Source organism: Streptomyces sp. Pv4-95 (assembly GCF_045782725.1).
Classification (GTDB): Bacteria; Actinomycetota; Actinomycetes; order Streptomycetales; family Streptomycetaceae; genus Streptomyces.
The window spans coordinates 7102603-7120028 of record NZ_CP127172.1 but is presented as its reverse complement, the minus strand read 5'-3'; the positions used below and the strand labels follow the sequence as shown (position 1 = coordinate 7120028).

Below are 17426 nucleotides of genomic sequence, written 5' to 3'. Positions count from 1 at the left end.
TCCAGGCCGCCCCGGGCCGTCCTGTCACGGCGGACGGTCCGTACGGGCGGCCGAACGCTTCGTACGGACCGTTCAGAGGGCCGTTCCGGCCCGGACGCGGCCCAGCCGGCTCATACCGCCGAGGCGTCCGGTCCGAATCTGGCCCGCACGGCCGTCTGGACCTCGGCCTCCTCGGCGGGGTCCGCGGCGAGGCGCCGGAGCTGCTCCACGACCCGGTCGTCGCCGGTCGCGGCATGCCGGGCGGCCAGTTCGCGGGTGGTCTCCTCACAGTCCCACAGGCATTCGACGGCGAACCCGGCCGCGAATCCCGGGTCGGCGGCCGCCAGCGCGCCGGCGGCCCGGCCGCGCAGGTGGGAGGAGGAGGTCTCGCGGTAGACGTGACGCAATACGGGGGCGGCGCAGGCGACGCCCAGGCGGCCGGCCCCGTCGACGAGCTCCCACAGGCGGTCCGCGTCCGGTCCCTCCTCGCGCACGGTCCTGCGCAGCGCGGCCAGCACCAGCTCGCTGTCGCGCTTGGCGCCGCGGCGGGCGAGCATCGCGGCGGCGGACGCCCCCAGGCGATCCGCCCGCCGGGCCCAGATCCGGGCCCGCTCGACGGCGGCCACACTGCACATACGCTCGAAGGCGGCAAGTGCGGCCGACATCAGCACGCCGCCGGAGAGCGGGTCGACGACCGCGAGCTCGATCAGGTCGAGCACATCGGGGTCACCACGCTCGGCGAGGTGGTGGAGAGCGGCGGCTCGGGCGGCGTCCGGCCCGCCACGCGCGGCCCCCAAAAGTTCGGGGCGGTCCTCCGGACCCGCGACGGCGGACAGGCAACGCGCCGCGGCGGCGTGCCGGTGCTCTTCCGAGTGCAGGTCGAGGCCCTGCTGGGCCCACTGCAACACCTCGGTCACGCTCCAGCCGGGGCGCGGCCCACGAGGCCGCAGCTGCCGCTGCCATCGGTCGAAGGAGCCCTGCTCCCCCGCGGCGGCCAGACGAGCGGCGTAGCGCGCGTCCTCGGCCCAGAGCCGCCAGGGCCGGGGCTCGAAGGCGTCACGGACGGCGGCGGCCAGCTCCGTCTCGCCCTCCGCCGTCTCCGGGAAGCGCGCGAGGACCGCGGGGGCCAGCGTCATCAGCCCGGCGTCGTCGTCACGCAGCGCGAGCTCGTCCAGAGCCCAGCGCCAGTTGCTGCCGACCGCGGCGTAGCTGCGCAGCAGCAGGCGGGCGGCGTCCCGGCCGTAGGAGGCGAGGTGGCCCAGTACGGACAGGGCGAGTCCGGTGCGCTCCTCGCCGGTGTCGATGCGGTCGTCGGAGTGGAAGAGGTGCCGTTCGATCTCTTCGAGCCCGCCGTCGAGCTGCATGTAGAGGCGTGCGTAGTAGAGCGAGCGGTTCTCCACCTGCCAGTCGCGCCGGGGGTCACGCAGCACGCAGGTGTTGAGTTCCGCGAGCGCCTCGGCCCGCGGCGCCGCGAGGGCATGCAGGGTCCCGTCGCCGCGGCCTCGCTGGAGGAGGCCGAGGAGGGTGCCACTGGGCGCTATGTCTGGATCGAACATGAGGTCAGCATCCGGTGCGGGGGGCAGGCTGGCAACGGGATTTCCGCTGACCGGCATTCTTGCCGGTGACCGCGGGCCGTATGCGTCGTTCCCACCGTGGATCGGCGGGCATGACTGCTGTACGGCGGCCGCAGCCTAGCCTGGAAGCTGTCATTCCGCCGATTCGCCCCAGGGTTGCGCCAGGAAGGCCTGGGGCATATGCCAGCTGCACCACCGTATCGGGTAATGCCAAATCCCTTACGGACAGTCGCAGCCTGTGCAACAGTCGTTACCGGCCCTTCTGTCAGACCTGGCCCCGGCGCCGCCTGATCACGGAGTACGTCATGCCGTCCCCTCTCTTCGCGGACCATCCAGCCGACCGGCCTCCCGAGCGGGACACGGTCGAGGCACTCATCACGCAGGCCCGCCGCCTGCGCGGTGGCCTCGACGCCGTGCGCCGGGAGTCGTCGCCGGATGCCGATGTCGCCACGGCCGATCCCCAGCTGCGCTGGCAGCGGGCCCTGTGCGACCTCGCCGTCCACCACCTCGATGACCTCGGCGGGCATCTCGACCAGCTGAGAGAGGGCCTGCCCGCCGACTGTGACGAGCTCGCGTACGACGACGGCGGCACTCCGCACCCCGGGCTGCCGGTCGCGCCGCCCGAGTCCGAGCCGCACGAGCGCGGCTCGCTGCTGCGCCGGGTCGGCAGCGCCGAGTGGAACCTCCTCACCGACGAGGTCAGCTGGTCCGACGAGCTGTTCGCGATGTTCGGCAGGCAGCCCTCCGACGGCCCGCTGACGCTCGACGAGCTGCCGTCGCTGATCCTCGCCGAGGACCAGGAGCGGCTGGCCGCGATGGTCACGGACTGTCTGGTGGACGGCCGGCCGATCGACGGTGAATTCCGCATCGTGCGTCCGGACTCCGACATCCGAACGGTGCACATGGTCGGCGAGCCGGTGCTCGACGCCGACGGCAGTACCGCCTGCATGTGGGCCGTGCTGCGGGACGTCAGCGAGCTGCGCCGCAGCCAGCAGGCGGTGCGCGAGACCGGTGACTCGCTCCAGCGCCAGCGGCAGATCGCGCAGACCGAGCACCGCATCGCGGTGGAGCTTCAGGAGGCCGTTCTCCCGCCGTGGCGTGACTCCCTGCACTTCCCGCAGGGCGGCCCGGCAACCCTGGACCTCGCGGGCCGCTATCTCCCGTCCGGTACCAGCGCCCTGATCGGCGGCGACTGGTATGACGCACTCCAACTCCCCGACGGCAAAACGCTGTTGAGCGTCGGCGATCTCACCGGTCACGGCGTCGCCGCCACTTCGGGGATGGCGATGATGCTCGGCGCGCTGCGCGGAATGGCCGTCACGGGCCAGCAGCCGGGACCGCTGCTCGGCTTCCTCAATCAGCTCCTGGACACCACCGCGCAGCCCGCCCTGGGCAGCGCGCTGTGCGCCCACTTCGACCCCGCCACCCGCCGGCTGGAATGGGCCCAGGCCGGGCACCCCGCGCCGCTCCTCTTCCGCGGCGGCACGGGGCGCGCGCTGAACCCGCCCGAGGGCGTCCTGCTCGGGGCGACCACGGGCGCGAGCTACGCCCAGTGCACCGAGCAGCTGGAGCCGGGCGATCTGCTCGTCCTCCACACCGACGGCCTCGTACCGCGCCGTACGCCCACCACGGACAGCGCCCACGAGGGCGCCGAGCGGCTCCTCGCACTCGCTCCGCGGTTCGCTGTGGCCCGCAGCGCGCAGGACAGCGTCCGCATCGTCGTCGAGGAGTTCGGCAGCACCGAGCGTGAGGACGACGCGTGCGTCCTGATCGCCAGGATCGGCGACTGACACACCCCACCGCCGACTCCGGCAGCAGCGTGGACACCGGCAGGGTCGAGACCGGCGATCCGGCCGGCTCCGGCAGCGCCGCGTAGCGAGGACCGGCCGGCGCTGAGCCGGCTGGGCCCGCAGATGAACTGTCGTCAGCGCTGTCGTCAGCGCTGTCGTCAGCCGTGGTGCCGGGCCGAGGGAGCTCGGACCGCTCAGACCGAGAACTTCCGGCCGAGTTCCGCCCCGAGGCCCGGCGCGAGACCGGAGCCCTTGCCCTTGGGCTTGCTCTTCTCCTTGGGCAGGACATGCTGGATCTCCTCGCGCAGGTCCTGGATCTTGGCGAAGTTCGCGTACTGCCCGGTGAGCCGGAACATCTCACGCAGCCGGTCCCAGGTGCGGTGGGAGCTGTTCTCGCCGATGGACACCAGTGCCAACCTGGCGTAGCGGTCGGCCTGTTCGGGGTCGTTGCCGATGAAGCATGCCGAGGCCAGGGAGATGTAGTCGAAGATCTGTGACCGCTGGCGGCCGTTCTCCCGCAGTCGGAGGGCCTGCTTGGCGTGCTGCTGGGCGATGCGGGCGGCCGACGGGTCGTGGTCGGCGAGCGTACGGAACGCCAGCGCCTGCATGCCGTGCAGATCCGCCTCGTCGAACATCTGCATCCAACTGGGGGGTGGCACATCGCCCTTGTCGGAGACGAACAGTTCCTCCGCCTCGCCCAGGGTGCGGCGCATCGCCTGGCCGTGCCCCTTGGACGCCTGCGCCCAGGCCTCGATGGTGTGCAGCATGGCGCGGGTGCGCGGCAGGGTCTCCTCGCCGGAACCGGACTTCGCCAGCTTCATCAGATCCAGAGCGTCATCGGGGCGGCCGAGGTGCACCATCTGACGGGCGGCCCGGGAGAGCGCCTCGCCGGCCCGCGGCCGGTCGCCGCCCTCGCGCGCCGCATGGGCGGCGATGATGAAGTACTTCTGGGCGGTGGGCTCCAGACCCACGTCGTGGGACATCCAGCCGGCCAGCACCGCCAGATTCGCCGCCACCCCCCACAGCCTGCGCTGCAGATGATCGGGGTGGCGATAGGCGAGCATGCCGCCGACCTCGTTGAGCTGGCCGACCACCGCCTTGCGCTGCAGTCCGCCACCGCGGGCGGCGTCCCAGGCGCGGAACACCTCCACCGACCGCTCCAGGGCGTCGATCTCCTGCGACCCCACGGGCGCCGCCTCGTAGCGGTCGAGGCCGATCTGGTCGAGGTCCTCCAGGGAGTCGGCGGCGAACGCGTCGTGGGGAGCGGCGTTCGAGGTCGGAGCCGGGTCGGTGTGCAGCCAGTCGTACATGGCGCCGGTGAGTGCGGAGCCCGCGGCGAGCGCCGCGCCCGCACCCACCAAGCCGCGTCGGTTGAGCATGAGGTCCATTCCCGTGAATTCCGTGAGGACCGCGGCGGTCCGTTCGGGTGCCCACGGCAGACCGTCCATGGCCTGCCGTTTCCCCGAGCGACCGGTTCTTGCGAACCCGAGGTCCTCGATGGTTACGACACGGCCGAGTCGCTCGGTGAAGAGGGAAGCCAGGACCTTGGGCACCGGATCGCGGGGGGTCTCCCCCATGTCGATCCAGCGCCGCACTCGCGAGGTGTCGGTCGCCAGCTGCGGATGACCCATGGCCGCCGCATGCCGGTTGACCAGTCTTGCCAGTTCTCCCTTGGACCATCCGGCCAGGCCGAAAAGGTCCGCGAGACGGGTGTTCGGCTCCCTGTCCACGTCAAGCCCCCAGGTTCCTCGACTGAGTTGACAGTAACGGCCCGTGACGTGGGCTGCGACCATTCGCCAGGGTTCGCCAGGGTGCGCCAGATGGTCTGCCACCCGCGCCCGCGTGTTCTGTAGATGTGCAGCCCCCGGCCCGGTGGCGGGACCGCATTCCCCAGGGTGCGTGCCCTTCACAGGGACCCTGGATCGGCCTCCTGCACGGGGCCCGTTCAACGGGTTCTCACCACCGGGCCGGGGAGCGCACGCAACTCGTCGGCGCACGAAGGGATCTGTCTCACCCATGTATGCAGCATCGTCCGCCGTGACCGCCCCCGTCCGGCAGTACCGCCCCCGCCCCTCCGGCAGCGGGCCGTACCTCGACCCCTCCCCTGCCGCGGGGGCGGTCACCGGTCTCGCCGGCGGCCGTGCCCGGCGGGCACAGGGGACGGGGGGCCAACCGCTCAGCGGGAGACTCGACTTGTCCGGTCCCCAGGGCGCCCAGCTGCGCGCCGCCGTCGCCTCGGTGCACCGCATCTGTCCGGAGTTCAACCCGGTCCAGGTGCTTCGCCGCAGCGGCAGATCGGTCCTCCTGGTGGGTACGACGGGCCGGACGACCGCGGTCGCTAAGTGTTTACTGGACCAGTCCCCGGCGTGGGCGGAGAGCTTCCGGCAGGAAATAGCTGCTTACCGCGCGTTCGTCCGGCATCGTCCGCCGGTACGGGTGCCGCGGCTCGTGGCGGCCGATCCCGACAACTGCACCCTGGTCGTGGAGCGTATGCCGGGCCGGATCGCGGCCGCGGCGCGGCACCCGTCCGAAGCGCCTCCCCGCGCGGACGTACGGGCCGCGCTCGGCGCGATCTGCCGGATCAACCTCTGGCGTCCGCCGGCCGGGCTCTTCGACGCCCCGCTGGACTACGCGGGCCGCATCGGCCGGTACCACGACCTGGGGCTGCTGACCGACCGGGACCTGGGCGACCTGCAGAAACTGCTGCACGGCCTGTCGCACACCCAGGGCCAGTTCTGCCACGGCGACGCCCTGCTGAACAACGTGCTGCTCTCGCCCGCAGGGCCGGTGCTCCTGGACTGGGACAACGCCGGCTGGTATCTGCCGGGGTACGACCTCGCGACGCTGTGGTCGGTGCTGGGTGACGCTCCCGTGGCGCGCCGTCAGATCAGTCAGCTCGCCCAGGCGGCCGGACCGGCCTCGCGGGACGCGTTCCTGGTGAATCTGATGCTGGTGCTGACCCGCGAGATCCGGCGCTACGAGACCGCGGTCCAGCGCACCATGCGCGAACCCACGCCGACGGGGACACCGGGTCCGGGACAGCCCGGGGTGCTCGCGGCGGGCGAGGAGCAGCGGCTGCTCCTCCGCCGGCTGCACGACGACTGCCAGATGGCGCGTCGTGCGGTGAGGGCGGCGGTCGGCACGCGCTGACCGCCGAGGGGGGAATGTGAGCGGCGCACCCGTCATGGGCGCGCCGCTCACCCATGTGCGCAGGTTCTCGCGCTCCCCGGTTCGCGGTCGGAGATTGGTCCATTCCACTGACGCCCCGCAGGCCCGCCGTCCGGACCGGGAAGGCTCCTCGGGATACGCCCTGACATGCAAAATTCCGATCGTGTTCGATGATTGACGGATCGTCGGCGAACCGATACCCCTAAGCCCCAGAGGGGCTCTTGTGTCGGGTCCCGCCCCGCACGGCCGTTTGCGCACCCATCGTCACACCGCCCCGGCTCGGGCCGGCTCGAGGAGGCTGTTTTGCGAGGATCCGCCCCCAAGGACGTCAAGAGAACTCCCCGCTCCGCCCTGCGGAGGTCCGCCACCGCCGTCGCCGCCGCGGCGCTCCTGTTGCCGCTGGTCTCGGCCACACCCTCCGAGAGCGCCGGACAGCCTCGTCCCGATGCCTTGGACCGCGCCTTCACCGACGCCGCCGCGCGCTTCCACGTGCCGCGCAGTGTGCTGCTCGGCGTCTCCTACCTGGAGTCCCGGTGGGACAGTCACGGCGGCGCGCCCAGCGTCTCCGGGGGCTACGGCCCGATGCACCTGACGGACGCCCGCACCGCCCTCGCACGAACGCCGAGGTTCGGTGACCACGCCGAGGACGCGCGCGGCGACGGCTCACGCACCCGGCGAACGGTGCGGGCCGCACAGGGCGCGGTGGTGCCCCGGGATCTGCCGGCGCGGCTGCGGACCCTGCTCGCGGCGGCGAAGCTGACCGGGCTGTCGGCCGAGAAGCTGCGCACGGACCCGGTGGCGAATGTGCTCGGCGGCGCCGCGCTGCTGGCCGCGGAGCAGCGCAAGCTGGGGCCGGCCCGCAGTTCCGACCCGGCCGCGTGGTACCCGGCGGTCGCCCGCTATGCCGGTGAGGACAACGCGAGGGCCGGCACCGCCTTCGCCGACGAGGTGTTCGACGTGATGCGCCGGGGCCTGGCGCGGACCACCGACACCGGACAGCGCATCACGCTGGCCGCCATGCCGTCGCTGACGGTAGGCACCCAGGAGAAACGTCTCGGCATGGGCACCGCCTCCTCGCAGCAGGCGTCGGAAGGCGGCAAGGCCCGGCCGGAGTGCCCGGCGAGTGTCGCCTGCGAGTCGGTTCCGGCGCCGTACGAGGAGTTCGGGGACGGCGACTACGGCAACCACGACAAGGCCGACCGGCCGAAGGACCAGCGTGTCGACGCGATCGTCATCCACGACACCGAGGGGTCCTGGGAGACCACGCTGAAGTTGATCAAGGACCCGGCGTATGTGTCCTGGCACTACACGATCCGGTCCTCGGACGGGCTGATCGCCCAGCACGTCCCGACCAAGGACGTCGCCTGGCACGCGGGCAACTGGTACATCAACTCGCACTCCGTCGGCATCGAGCACGAAGGATTCCTCGCCGCGCCCGACGCCTGGTACACCGAGGCGATGTACCGCACGTCGGCGCGCCTGGTGAAGTACCTGTCGCGCAAGTACGACGTGCCGCTGGACCGCCAGCACATCCTGGGCCATGACACCGTGCCCGGCACGACGACCTCGACGATCAAGGGGATGCACACCGACCCGGGGCCGTACTGGGACTGGCAGCACTACTTCTCCCTCCTGGGCAAGCCGTTCCGGTCCACCGGCAGCGCCAAGGACGGCGTGGTGACCATCCGCCCCGACTACGACCGCAACCAGCCGGTCTACACCGGCTGCGAGAAGGCCGGTGAGCCCTGCGCCCCGCACGGTTCCGCGGCGGTACGGCTGCACACCGGACCGAGCGGGAACGCACCGCTGGTGAAGGACATCGGGCTGCACCCGGACGGCGCGGACTCGACGACCGGCGTCAACGACACCGGGGCCCGTGCCACGACGGGGCAGCAGTTCGCGGTGGCGGGCCGCTCCGGCGACTGGACGGCGATCTGGTACCTCGGGCAGAAGGCGTGGTTCCACAACCCGGCAGGACAGCCGACGGCGGTGCCCGCCAGGGGCCGGGTCGTCACGCCGAAGAACGGCTCGGCGGAGATCCCGGTCTACGGCCGGGCGTATCCGGAGAAGGAGGCCTATCCGGCCGGTGTCCCGGTCCAGACCGTGTCGCCGCTGCCCTACAAGCTGGCCGCGGGGCAGGAATACGTCGTCGGTGAGCGGATGAGGGGCGAGTACTTCTACGCCCCGACGTTCGACGTCACCAAGCACGCGATCGTGCGCGGCAAGGACGTGTACTACGAGATCCAGCTCGGGCACCGGGTCGGCTACGTCCGGGCGGCGGATGTCGACGTCCGAGGGGCCGGCCAGGAGTAGGCAGCGGCGCGCCCCGGTGGGGTGAAAGACCTCGCGCCCGGTGGACGGCGGACCGTCCACCGGGCGCGAGGTGTGTCCGCTCCCGTACGCGCCGGGGTCAGCTCTGCTGGAAGAGCTCCGCCGGCAGCGGCTTGAGGAGGGCGTAGAGGTCGTCGGTGATCGGCCGGTCCCAGCTGGCGATGGTGACCAGCACCCCGTCGCTGCGGTCGAACTGGGCGCAGGAGATCCGGCTCTCGGAGCACTTGATCCGCTTGACGATCAGCAGGTTGTCCTCGTGCATCACGGGGGTGTCCTCGGTCTCGACGACCATCACGGGCTCGTCGTTGCCGAGCGCCGCCAGCAGCTGCGCCACCTCGAAGGGCACCTGGTCGTCGTCCAGCTCACGGGCCGGGGAGCCCTCCGGCAGGTTGCCGATGATCATCGCGGGACCGCGGCCGCCGAACAGGTCGTAGCGGAGGAAGACGCCCTGGCAGCTTCCGTCGGGGGCGGGCAGCAGCCCGGCTCCGAGGTTGCCAGGCCAGTCCCCGGGGTCCATGGCGAGGACGTCGAAGTCAGGCCCGGCGGGCGTGGCTGCGCTGCGGCGGCGGAGGAAGGACATGCCGCCATCGTACGTGGCCGGGCCCGGCTCGCCGCGCCGACGTCGGCATCGGCATCGACCGGTGCGCCCAGGGCCCGGAGGGCGCCCGCGGACGGTCGGGCGCTCCGTCTCTCACGACCGGTCGGCGAGGGTGGTGAGCCGGCGGAGCGCTTCCTGGGCCGCCTCGTGCGGCACGAAGAGATGGTCGTGGTGGAAGCCGGCGATGACGTTGCAGCTGAGTCCCGCGGCGGCGAGTTCGGTGGCGACGGCGGCGGTCAGGCCGACGGCGTCCAGCGCGGAGTGCACCCGCAGCGTGATCCACGCCGCGACGTAGTCGTACGCCAGGCCGGCGTGGTCGGCCTCCTCCTGGCGGGCGACGAGGGTGAGCCCCTCCTGCTCGGCGACGGTGACGACCGGGGTCAGGCCCTCGGGAGCCGTGCCGGGAACGGTCGTGAAGACGTAGCGTCCTTCGTTCAGCCGGGGCCGCATGCCGCTCAGCAACAGCCGCAGATCGCTTTCACCGCTCATGGGGCTCCACACTACGGCCGCCCTGCGCGGACCTGCGGCGTTCGTGGTGGCGGGCCACCCGGGCGCGGTTGCCGCAGGAGGGGGCGCACCACTCCTGCCGGGCGTGCTCCTTGACGAAGTAGCGCACGCAGCGCGGGGCGGGACAGGCCCGCAGCAGTTCGCGCTCGGGGCCCTGGAGGAAGGTGATCGCGGCGCGGGCGAGCGCGGCGGTGAGCCGGTCGGCGGCCGAGGGGTCCCCGGTCGGCCGTAGCCGTACCTCGGGCGAAGCGCCCGGCGCCCAGGTGAACTCCTGCACCGTCGCGACCCGGGCCGCGGCGGCGTTCAGCCGGCTGATGGCCTCGCCTTCGGGGAGCAGCCGCCGGTCGTCGGCGCGGCTCGGCGGCCCCGGAAGGACGGCACGTGCGAACAGGGCACGGACGGCGGCGCGCAGCTCGCGCACCGTATCGAGCAGCGCCGGGTCCATGGTGCCGGGGTGGGCGCCGCAGTCCAGCAGGGTGGCGCGATCGCGCACCCATGCGGTGAGCCCTGCCGTATCGGCCAGGTCGTCGGCAACCCCGCCCTGACCGTCGTGGCGGAGGGTGACGGCGAGATCGAGTGCGAGCCGTGTGGCGGTCATGACGCTAATGGTAGCGTCCCGATTAACCATTAACACCTGAGGGGGCGTCATGGCCGAGGTACGACAACTGCTGCGCGGTCTAACGGTTTTCGGGGGTGAGCTGCCGACGTTCGATCCATCGGACACGCCCGACGACCCGGTGGAGCTGTTCACCGCATGGCTGCTCGGCGCCATACGGGCGCAGGTGCCGGAGCCGCATGCGATGACGCTCTCGACAGCCGATGCCGACGGCCTTCCTTCGGCCCGCACACTGATCCTCAAGGACATCGACACCGACGGCTGGCGCTTCGCCGCGGACAGCGGCAGCGCCAAGGGGCGGGAGCTGTCGGAGTGTCCGTACGCCGCCCTGACCTTCTATTGGCAGCCGCTGGCCCGGCAGGTACGCGTCCGCGGCCCGGTGGTGCGGGAGAGCGCGGAGCGCGCGGCCGCGGACTTCCTCGCCCGGGGCGCCGACGCGCGCGCCGAGGCGCTGCTGGGCCGGCAGGGCGAACCCCTCGCGGATCTCGCCCAGCGGGACGCCGCGGTGGCCGAGTCGGCGGCCCGGCTCGCCCGGGAGCCCGGTCTGGTCGCACCCGGGTGGACGCTCTACACCGTTCAGGCCCGATCGGTGGAGTTCTGGCAGGGCGCGAACGACCGCAATCACACCAGGCTCGCCTACCGCCGCACGTCATCGCGCTGGACCAAGGAGCTGCTGTGGCCGTGATGTCCCAGGACGACGTGCGTGACCGCATCGGGGCCGGCCATGCCCGGCTGCTCGCCCTGCTCCCGGGCCTGACGGACCGGAACGTACGCGAGCCCGGCGCATTGCCCGGCTGGTCGCGCGCCCATGTCCTCTCCCACATCGAAGGCATCGCACTGGCCATGGCGCGGCAGGCCCGCTACGCACTGCGCGGCGAGCTGATCGAGCCGTACGACGGCGGACGGCCGGCGCGTACCGCCGCCATCGAGGCAGGGGCGGTACGCGATGCGGCCGCTCTCCGGCGGGCCGTCGGCGACGCCCTGGCCGAGGCGGCGGCGACCTGGTCGGCGGTCGGACCGGCCGACTGGTCACGCCCGGTGCGCTACCGCGACGGCGATCTGCGCACGGCGTTGCTGTGCTGGTGGCGGGAGTTGGAGATCCACACGGCGGACGCCCGGCTCGGACCCGGCCCGCAGGACTGGCCGCGGGAACTGTGCCTGCACCTCATGGATTTCCTGGCTCCCCGTGCGCCGCGGGAGTCGCGCCTCGTCCTGGAGGCCACTGACGAGACGTTCTCGCGCTCGTACGGGCCCGGCACCGCGCCGACGGTCACGGTCCGCGGGCCGCTCAGCGCTCTCACGGCCTGGCTGGCGGGCCGTGACGGGCACCGACCACTCGACTGCCGCCGTGCGGACGCACGCGCCCCGCTGCCCGAGCTGCTCGACTGGCCGTAGCACCAGCAGGCCGGCCGGGCCGCCACACCCGGCCGGCCCCGACTCCGCCCCACGACAGAGAGCTTCCCGATGCCGAAGAGCCGGCCCACGCCACCGTTGACGGTCAATCTCTGGAAGGCGGGGCTGTCGTCGGTGCCGCCCGAGATCTGGCGGCGCGACGACTGGGAAGTGCTGATCCTGGCCGACAACGACCTGACCGAGATCCCGGCGGTGCTCGGCCGGCTCCGCGCGCTGCACACCCTCGACCTCGGGCACAACGCCCTGCGCGCCGTACCCGACGAGATCGGCGAGCTGCACGGGCTGACGCGGTATCTCTACCTGCACGACAACCGGCTCACCCGGCTGCCCGGCGCGCTCTGCGCCCTGGACCGGCTCGGCTACCTCAATGTCGGCCACAATCCTCTCGGCCGGCTGCCCGAGGCGCTCGGCGCGATGGCCGGCCTTGTGGAACTCCGGGCGCAGACAGCGGAGTTGAGCGCTCTTCCGGACTCGGTGGGGCAGCTCTCCCTCGTACGGGAGCTGTGGCTCGGCGGCAACGCCCTGACGGACCTGCCGGAAGGCGTCGGCGCCCTGGGCGAACTGCGGCTCCTGGAGCTGCGGGACAACGCCCTGCCGCGGGTCCCCGAGGCGCTGCGCGCACTGCCGCTGCTGCGCAGGATCGACCTGCGGGGCAACCGGATCGAGGAGCTGCCGTCATGGATCGGCGAGCTGCCGTCCCTGGAGAAGCTGGACCTGCGGTGGAACGCCGTGGACGACGCGTCGGAGCCGGTCGCGGCACTGCGCGAGCGGGGGTGCGTGGTGCTCACGTGAGAGCGCGGTGCCCCCGCCCCGCAGTGGCCCGGCTGCCGCGCGGCCCGTCTACGTGAGGTCGAACTCGCCGTCGCGGGCGCCGACGACGAACGCGCGCCACTCGGCGGGGGCGAAGATCACCGCGGGGATCTCCGGGTTGCGGCGGTTGCGCATCGCGATGAACCCTTCGACGAAGGCGACCTCGACATCGCCCACGCCCCGGCTGCTCGACTGCCACTGGGCGTGCGTCAGGTCGAGTTCGGGCCTGGGCCCGCCCACGAGCCGCTCCTCGGTCATGCTGTCGGCCACGGCCGCACTCCTCCCGGTTCGTCGTCCGCGGTCAGCCTAACCACTGCCTCCGGTGACGGACAGGGTGCGGCGCGAGGAGGTGGTGCGGCCGCTCGGGGAGGGGCGCGCCGGGGCCTCGCGCCCGCCCCCGGAGGGCGTCACCCGGCCGGCGGCTCGGCGCCCACCAGCCACATCGAGAAGAACTGGGCCCCGCCGCCGTAGGCGTGCCCCAAGGCTCGCCGGGCGCCGTCGACCTGGTGTTCCCCGGCCTGACCGCGTACCTGGAGCGCCGCCTCCGCGAAGCGGATCATTCCGGAGGCGCCGATCGGGTTGGTGGACAGCACCCCGCCGGAGGGGTTGACCGGCAGGTCGCCGTCCAGTTCCGTGACGCCGGACTCGGTGAGCTTCCAGCCCTCCCCCTCCGCGGCGAAGCCGAGGTTCTCCAGCCACATCGGCTCGTACCAGGAGAAGGGCACATACATCTCGACCGCGTCGATCTCGCGGCGCGGGTCGGTGATCCCGGCCTGCCGGTAGACGTCGGCGGCGCAGTCCTTGCCGGCCTGCGGGGAGACGAAGTCCTTGCCCGCGAAGAGCGTGGGCTCGCTGCGCATCGCCCCGCCGTGCACCCAGGCGGGCGGGTGCGGTGCGCGGGCGGCTCCGGCCCGGTCGGTGAGGATCATCGCGCAGGCGCCGTCGGAGGAGGGGCAGGTCTCGGAGTACCGGATGGGGTCCCAGAGCATCGGCGAGGACTGGACCTTCTCCAGCGTGATGTCCTGCTCGTGGAGGTGGGCCCAGGGGTTCTTGAGGGCGTTGCGGCGGTCCTTGTAGGCGACGAGGGAGCCGACGGTGTCCGGGGCCCCGGTACGCCGCATGTAGGCGCGGACGTGCGGGGCGAAGAAGCCGCCGGCGCCGGCCAGCAGCGGCTGCTGGAAGGGGACCGGAAGGGAGAGGCCCCACATCGCGTTGGACTCGGACTGCTTTTCGAAGGCGAGGGTGAGGACGGTGGTGTGGACCCGGGCGGCGACGAGGTTGGCGGCGACCAGGGCGGTGGAGCCGCCGACCGAGCCCGCGGTGTGCACCCGCAGCATCGGTTTGCCGACGGCGCCCAGCGCGTCGGCGAGGTACAGCTCCGGCATCATCACGCCCTCGAAGAAGTCCGGGGCCTTGCCGATCACCACCGCGTCGATGTCCGCCCAGGTCAGTCGGGCGTCGTCCAGGGCGTTACGGGCCGCCTCCCGGACGAGACCGGCGATCGAGACATCGCGGCGGGCGGCGACGTGCTTGGTCTGGCCGATGCCGACCACGGCCACGGGCTCCTTGCTCATGACTCCCCCTCCAGAACGGCGACCAGGTTCTGCTGCAGGCACGGCCCCGAGGTGGCGTGCGCGAGGGCGCGGTCGGACTCGCCGCGCTGGATCCGGGCGGCGGCCTCGCCGAGGCGGATCAGCCCGGTGGCCATGACGGGGTTGGCGGCGAGCGCGCCGCCGGACGGGTTGACGCGGACGGAGTCGTCGAGGGCGAGGGCGCGGCGCAGCACGACCTCCTGGGAGGTGAACGGTGCGTGCAGTTCGGCGGTGTCGACGGGCCGTTCGAAGACTCCGGCCCGTTCGGCGGCCAGCCGGGTGGACGGGGAGTCGGTGAGATCGCGGACGCCGAGGCTGTGTGCCTCGATGCGGTGGTCGAGGCCGCGGATCCAGGCCGGGCGGTCGGTCAGCCGGCGGGCGGTGTCGCCGGCCGCGAGGATGACCGCGGCCGCGCCGTCGCCGATCGGCGGGCAGTCGCCGGTGCGCAGGGGCGCGACGAGATGCTCGCCCGCGGGTGTCACGCCGCGCAGTTGGGCGTGCGGATTGCCCTCGGCGGCGGCGCGGCTGCGGGCCGCGATCCCGGCCAGCTCCCGCTCGTCGGTTTGTCCGGCGTCGATCAGGGCGCGGGCCTGGAGGGCGGCGAGCGCCACCGAGTCGGGCCACAGGGGTGCGACGTAGTACGGGTCGAGCTGGCGGGTGAGGACCTCCCGGACGTCGCCGGGCGAGGACTTTCCGTACGCGTAGACCAGCGCGGTCTCCGCCTCGCCGGTGAGGATCTTCACCCATGCCTCGTACAGCGCCCAGGCTCCGTCCATCTCGACATGGGATTCGGAGATCGGCGGCCAGGCGCCGACGCCGTCGAGGGCCATGGTGAAGGAGAAGGCGCGGCCGGCGAGGTAGTCGCTGGAGCCGGAGCAGGTGAAGTCGATGTCCCTGGCCTTCAGTCCGGTCCGCTCCAGGACGGAGTGCAGCACCGGCATCAGCATCTCGACCTCGGAGGTCTCCGCGCTGTCGCGGACGTGGTCGCTCTGTCCGAAGGCGACGATGGCGACCTCGCGCATCAGATCAGCTCCTTGTAGCTGTCGTAGTCGGCGTCGGGTTCGCCGGTGGGGCGGTAGTGGTCGGGGAAGCGGCCGCCCTCGGTCCAAACGGGCTCCACGCGCAGGCCCATGCGGACCTGGTCGTAGGGGATGCCGCCGATGCGCGCGTGCAGGGCCAGGTCGGCGCCGTCCAGGGCGATATGGGCGTAGACGTAGGGCACTTCGATGTCGTTCGCGCTGTGGCGCGCCTTGATGTTGACGATGCAGTAGGTGGTGACGGTGCCGCGTGGGCCGACCTCGACCTGGGTGTCGGTGGCGACGCCGCAGGTCGGGCAGGCTCCGCGGGGCGGCACATAGACCTTGCGGCAGGAGGGGCAGCGTTCGCCGATGGTCCTGCGCTCCGCGAGCGCCTTGAGGTAGCGGGACTGGGTGCGGCCCGGCGCGTAGGTGTAGTCGAGGCGGGCGTGGGTGGTGATGCCCGTGACGGGGGCTTCTCCCGATTCCCCTGCTTCCCCTGCCTGGGCGCTCTCCCCCTCCGGGTCCCTCTCCGGGGTCCCGTCGTCAGGCTCGAAGCAGGCGATGTCGGTGATCGCGCCGGTGCGCCCGGCGGCCCAGCGGACGCGTACCCGCATGCCGGTGCGGACGGAGTCGGGGCCCGGCGCGTCCAGGGCGTGCAGCAGCGCGGTGTCGGCGCCGTCGAGCCGCACCAGCACCCAGGCGAAGGGGGTGCCGAGCGGCTGACCGCGGCGCGGGGCGGGGTTCCAGGCCCAGGTGGTGACGGTGCCGGTCGCGCCGACCTCGACCAGGTCACGGATCTCCTCCGCGGTGACCGGGTCGTATTCGGTGGGTGGCACGATCACCCGGCCGTCGCTCGCCCGGACGCCGAGGACGGTGCGGTCGCGCAGCCCGGTGAGGAAGGCGCTCTGGACCGGCCCGAGCGAGCGGGTGAAGGGGAATTCCACGACGAGGGGTGCGGTGAGGACCTCTGACATGCGGTCTCCTTGGCTCAGGCGCGCCGGTAGACGGGCGGGCGTTTCTCCGCGAAGGCCCGGGAGCCCTCCTTGGCGTCGGCGGTGTCGAAGATCGGCCAGCCGCGCGCGAGTTCGGCCTTCAGGCCCTCCTCCTCGGTCATGCCGGCGGTCTCGTGGACGGATGCCTTGACGGCCTCGACGGCGAGCGGGCCGCAGGCGTTGATCAGCGCGGCGATCTCCAGCGCCTTCTCCCGCGCGGTGCCGTCGGGGACGACATGGCCGATCAGGCCGATCCGCGCCGCCTCCTCCGCCGGGTAGGGGCGGCCGGTGAGCAGCATCTCCAGGGCATGGGTGCGCGGGATCTGGCGGGCCAGGCGGACGGTGGAGCCGCCGATGGGAAAGAGCCCGCGCCGCACCTCGAACAGTCCGAAGACGGCACTCTCACCGGCGACGCGGATGTCGGTGCCCTGGAGGATCTCGGTGCCGCCGGCGACGCAGTACCCCTCGACGGCGGCGATCACCGGCTTGCGGGGCCGGTGGTGGCGCAGCATCGCCTTCCAGTGCAGGTCGGGGTCGTCGCGCAGCCGGTCGCGATAGCGGTCGCCGGCCATTCCGTCCCCCGCGAGGGCCTTGAGGTCCATGCCCGCGCAGAAGGTGCCGCCCGCCCCGGTGAGGACGATGGAGCGGATGTCGTCGTCCTCGTCGGCGGCGAGCCAGCCGTCATGGAGCCCCACCAGCATCGGCAGCGAGAGGGCGTTCTTCGCCTCCGGCCGGTCGAGGGTGAGCACCAGCGTCGCGCCGACGCGCTCCACGGTGAGGTGTTCGGTGCCGAGCGCGCGGCCCGTGGTGCCGGCGTCCGGCGGTGTCCCTCCTCGGCCCGGCGTGCGCTCGTCCCGTGCCCCGGAGGCGTCGTCGCTGTCGGCAGCGGCGCGCGCTTCGGCCCCTTCGGTCCCACCCATTCCGTCCTCCCGTCTCACGACGTAGAACAGGTTGCAGTAGCCGCACACCGACTTCAAGAGTTTTCTGACAGGTAGTCAGTTTTCTTCTCCGTGGCCCTTCCCAGCTGTTCCCCACAG

At 72.6% G+C, this 17426-nt stretch carries 16 protein-coding genes; 6 read left to right on the top strand and 10 right to left on the bottom strand.

The features are described 5' to 3' along the window. Positions 1-110: 110 nt before the first annotated feature. The gene (locus QOM21_RS31280; RefSeq protein ID WP_407554360.1) at positions 111-1535 is read right to left on the bottom strand and encodes a HEAT repeat domain-containing protein; all 1425 of its coding nucleotides are present in this window, start codon (positions 1533-1535) and stop codon (positions 111-113) included. A 323-nt stretch (positions 1536-1858) separates the two neighbouring features. Between QOM21_RS31280 and QOM21_RS31275 the strand changes: the two genes are divergently transcribed. Beyond that, positions 1859-3343: a PP2C family protein-serine/threonine phosphatase gene (locus QOM21_RS31275; protein WP_407554359.1), complete on the top strand. Its 1485-nt coding sequence runs from the start codon at positions 1859-1861 to the stop codon at positions 3341-3343. 194 nt (positions 3344-3537) lie between these two features. Here QOM21_RS31275 and QOM21_RS31270 read toward each other — a convergent pair whose 3' ends face one another. Next, complete coding sequence (locus tag QOM21_RS31270; RefSeq protein ID WP_407554358.1) at positions 3538-5073, bottom strand: hypothetical protein; 1536 nt, start codon at positions 5071-5073, stop codon at positions 3538-3540. 286 nt (positions 5074-5359) lie between these two features. On the opposite strand from QOM21_RS31270, the gene QOM21_RS31265 reads away from it, so the two are divergent. Beyond that, entirely contained in the window at positions 5360-6493 is a 1134-nt protein-coding gene (locus QOM21_RS31265; protein ID WP_407554357.1) for an aminoglycoside phosphotransferase family protein, read from the top strand. Positions 6494-6814: 321 nt separating this feature from the next. Next, complete coding sequence (locus QOM21_RS31260) at positions 6815-8824, top strand: N-acetylmuramoyl-L-alanine amidase (RefSeq protein WP_407554356.1); 2010 nt, start codon at positions 6815-6817, stop codon at positions 8822-8824. Between the two features lie 97 nt (positions 8825-8921). Here QOM21_RS31260 and QOM21_RS31255 read toward each other — a convergent pair whose 3' ends face one another. From QOM21_RS31255 to QOM21_RS31245, 3 genes are all read right to left on the bottom strand, one after another. Continuing rightward, positions 8922-9422, bottom strand: coding sequence for a hypothetical protein (locus QOM21_RS31255; protein WP_407554355.1), 501 nt, complete (start codon positions 9420-9422; stop codon positions 8922-8924). A gap of 111 nt (positions 9423-9533) precedes the next feature. After that, positions 9534-9929: an ACT domain-containing protein gene (locus QOM21_RS31250; protein ID WP_407554354.1), complete on the bottom strand. Its 396-nt coding sequence runs from the start codon at positions 9927-9929 to the stop codon at positions 9534-9536. Further along, positions 9919-10545, bottom strand: a complete 627-nt coding sequence (locus QOM21_RS31245; protein ID WP_407554353.1) for a CGNR zinc finger domain-containing protein — start codon at positions 10543-10545, stop codon at positions 9919-9921. The genes QOM21_RS31250 and QOM21_RS31245 overlap by 11 nt, the downstream gene beginning before the upstream one ends. Positions 10546-10594: 49 nt before the next feature. On the opposite strand from QOM21_RS31245, the gene QOM21_RS31240 reads away from it, so the two are divergent. The 3 genes from QOM21_RS31240 (at position 10595) to QOM21_RS31230 (ending at position 12768) form a co-directional block, all read left to right on the top strand. Further along, entirely contained in the window at positions 10595-11248 is a 654-nt protein-coding gene (locus tag QOM21_RS31240) for a pyridoxal 5'-phosphate synthase (protein WP_407554352.1), read from the top strand. Further along, positions 11248-11958 (top strand): maleylpyruvate isomerase family mycothiol-dependent enzyme, encoded by a 711-nt coding sequence (locus QOM21_RS31235; protein WP_407555934.1) that lies wholly within the window; start codon positions 11248-11250, stop codon positions 11956-11958. Before QOM21_RS31240 ends, QOM21_RS31235 begins: the two co-directional genes overlap by 1 nt. Positions 11959-12027: 69 nt before the next feature. Continuing rightward, on the top strand, positions 12028-12768 hold the full coding sequence (locus QOM21_RS31230; protein ID WP_407554351.1) for a leucine-rich repeat domain-containing protein: 741 nt from the start codon (positions 12028-12030) through the stop codon (positions 12766-12768). Positions 12769-12816: 48 nt separating this feature from the next. On the opposite strand, the gene QOM21_RS31225 is transcribed toward QOM21_RS31230, so the two are convergent. The 5 genes from QOM21_RS31225 to QOM21_RS31205 all read right to left on the bottom strand — a co-directional run bounded on the left by QOM21_RS31225 (position 12817) and on the right by QOM21_RS31205 (position 17366). Continuing rightward, positions 12817-13044 carry a DUF397 domain-containing protein gene (locus QOM21_RS31225; RefSeq protein WP_393896244.1) on the bottom strand — a complete coding sequence of 76 codons (228 nt, stop codon included), beginning with the start codon at positions 13042-13044 and terminating at the stop codon, positions 12817-12819. Between the two features lie 149 nt (positions 13045-13193). Next, the gene (locus QOM21_RS31220) at positions 13194-14360 is read right to left on the bottom strand and encodes a thiolase domain-containing protein (protein WP_407554350.1); all 1167 of its coding nucleotides are present in this window, start codon (positions 14358-14360) and stop codon (positions 13194-13196) included. After that, positions 14357-15400 (bottom strand): thiolase domain-containing protein, encoded by a 1044-nt coding sequence (locus tag QOM21_RS31215; RefSeq protein WP_407554349.1) that lies wholly within the window; start codon positions 15398-15400, stop codon positions 14357-14359. Before QOM21_RS31215 ends, QOM21_RS31220 begins: the two co-directional genes overlap by 4 nt. Then, complete coding sequence (locus tag QOM21_RS31210; protein ID WP_407554348.1) at positions 15400-16371, bottom strand: Zn-ribbon domain-containing OB-fold protein; 972 nt, start codon at positions 16369-16371, stop codon at positions 15400-15402. The genes QOM21_RS31215 and QOM21_RS31210 overlap by 1 nt, the downstream gene beginning before the upstream one ends. A 14-nt stretch (positions 16372-16385) precedes the next feature. After that, positions 16386-17366 carry a crotonase/enoyl-CoA hydratase family protein gene (locus QOM21_RS31205; RefSeq protein ID WP_407554347.1) on the bottom strand — a complete coding sequence of 327 codons (981 nt, stop codon included), beginning with the start codon at positions 17364-17366 and terminating at the stop codon, positions 16386-16388. Positions 17367-17426 lie beyond the last annotated feature (60 nt).